The sequence below is a fragment of the Capnocytophaga sp. CM59 genome, assembly GCF_000293175.1.
Taxonomy (GTDB): Bacteria; Bacteroidota; Bacteroidia; order Flavobacteriales; family Flavobacteriaceae; genus Capnocytophaga; species Capnocytophaga granulosa.
This window is the reverse complement of record NZ_ALNN01000071.1, coordinates 1-2130: the sequence shown is the minus strand read 5'-3', so window position 1 is coordinate 2130 and position 2130 is coordinate 1. Positions and strand designations below refer to the sequence as shown.

The window sequence follows — 2130 nt, the reverse complement described above, 5'->3', positions numbered from 1 at the left end:
TAGTGAAAAGTGAATAGTGAAAAACGCTATTCAGGCGCTCACTCGTTCCCCCTTCGGGGGTTAGGGGGATCAGTCTCCCCTTCGGGGGTTAGGGGGATTAATCTCTGTTCTGTTATTTGTTCTTAAAAAAACAAAAGTGAAAAATTAAAAACGTACTTTTGCGTCTCATTTAAATGAATTATAGTCAAACAGAAATGGTTTGCGAAAAATTAGCATGAGCAGGTGTAGGGGCTAATGGCAATTAGCCCTTGAAAGAGAGTAAATTAAGAATTAGCCTCTCATCTTATTTATTCATATTCTAAATATGATTGGTCATAAATTAAAAGATTAAAATACCTATTATGAGTAAAAATGTATCTGACCAATTGGTCGAAATGTTAGTACAAGCAGGTGTAAAAAGAGTCTATGCCATTACTGGAGATAGCCTCAACCCTGTAAATGATGCCATTCGTCGCGATGGTCGCCTTGAGTGGATACACGTACGCCACGAAGAATCAGCAGCTTATGCAGCCTCCATGGATGCCGAACTCAATGGTATAGGCTGTTGTATGGGAAGTTCAGGCCCTGGACATGTACACCTTATCAATGGGCTCTATGATGCCAATCGTGCAGGCAACCCTGTCATTGCTATAGCTAGTACTTGTGCTACACAGAAGTTTGGTACCCACTGGTTCCAAGAGACTAACCCCTTTTTGTTATTCCAAGATTGTAGCAAATATGTATATGTGGCCAATACACCTAAGCAGTTTACTACCATGATGCAGCGTGCTATACAAACGGCAATCAACGAAAAAGGAGTGGCTGTATTGGGCTTACCTGGCGATGTGGCGGGAGCTGATTTGGAAGAAGTGCCTACCGCTACTCAGACCTTTTTGGCCAAACCCGTTGTACGTCCTTCCGATAGCGAGCTAGATAAGTTGGCCGCAGTATTGAACGACACCAAGCACAAGAAAATAACCCTTTACTGCGGACATGGCTGCCAATATGCTGTAAGCGAAGTAGAACAACTAGCCGAGACGCTCAAGGCACCTATTGTAACTTCTTTCCGCGGGAAAATATTCTTTGACCGTACCGATAGCCCCTATATAGCAGGTATGAACGGACTCCTAGGACATCGCTCTGGCTATGATGCTTGTGCCGAGTCCGATGTACTTGTGATGCTAGGCACTGACTTCCCTTATGCCGAGTTCTTGCCTAAGAAAAATACCATCATCCAAATAGATCAGCGCCCTGATATTATCGGCCGTCGTGCCAAAGTGGATTATGGTTTTGCAGGCGATGTAAAAGATACCATTGCCGCGCTATTGCCTAAACTTACCCCACGCAGTGATGATAGCTTCCTTAAGAATATCCACAAGGAATATGTATCACTTGAGAAGTCTTTGGACGATTATACCAAGAGAAAGACCGAAGAAGACCAGATAGACCCCGAATATGCGGCTAAACTTTTAGACAAATATGCCGCGGAGGACGCTATTTTCACCGTAGATACAGGTATGAATGTGGTTTGGGCGGCTCGTTTTGTCAAAGGTACAGGCAAGCGCTACCTCACTGGTTCTTTCAACCATGGGTCTATGGCCAATGCACTGCCTATGGCTATCGGAGCAGCGGCTGCCTCTCCAGGCAGACAAGTAGTGGCTATGTGTGGCGACGGGGGACTCTCGATGCTTTTGGGCGACTTGGCTACCCTTATGCAATATCAATACCCTGTAAAGATATTTGTATTTAATAACCGTTCGCTTGCCATGGTCAAACTTGAAATGGAAGTCTCTGGCTATCTAGATTGGCAAACCAATATGGTCAATCCTCCTTTTGACAAAATAGCCGACCTGATGAATATCAAGGGCTATGAGGTACACAAAACAGAAGAGTTGGAAGCCACTGTAAAGGCTGCTTTTGAGCATGAGGGGCCTACCTTGGTCAATATCTACACCAATCGCGATACCTTGGCCATGCCTCCTCACATTACTTTTGACCAGATGAAAGGCTTCGCTACCAATGTGATGAAGAAAATAGGACAAGGTGATTTTTCTGAAGCCAAAGAAAGTATTGCCAATAGTATAAAGCATATTAAGGACATTTTATAATGACTAATTTAAGTTTCGTAAGTTGTTTTTAGGTTGCTATTAA

1 protein-coding gene is annotated in these 2130 nt (G+C 43.7%); it reads left to right on the top strand.

From position 1 onward, the window contains the following. Window positions 1-341: 341 nt before the first annotated feature. Window positions 342-2087 carry a thiamine pyrophosphate-dependent enzyme gene (locus tag HMPREF1154_RS12690; protein ID WP_009643023.1) on the top strand — a complete coding sequence of 582 codons (1746 nt, stop codon included), beginning with the start codon at window positions 342-344 and terminating at the stop codon, window positions 2085-2087. Window positions 2088-2130: the final 43 nt, after the last annotated feature.

Coding starts and splice junctions, on each gene's coding strand:
- HMPREF1154_RS12690 (WP_009643023.1), top strand. CDS start 342: ATGAGTAAAAATGTATCTGACCAATTGGTCGAAATGTTAGTACAAGCA.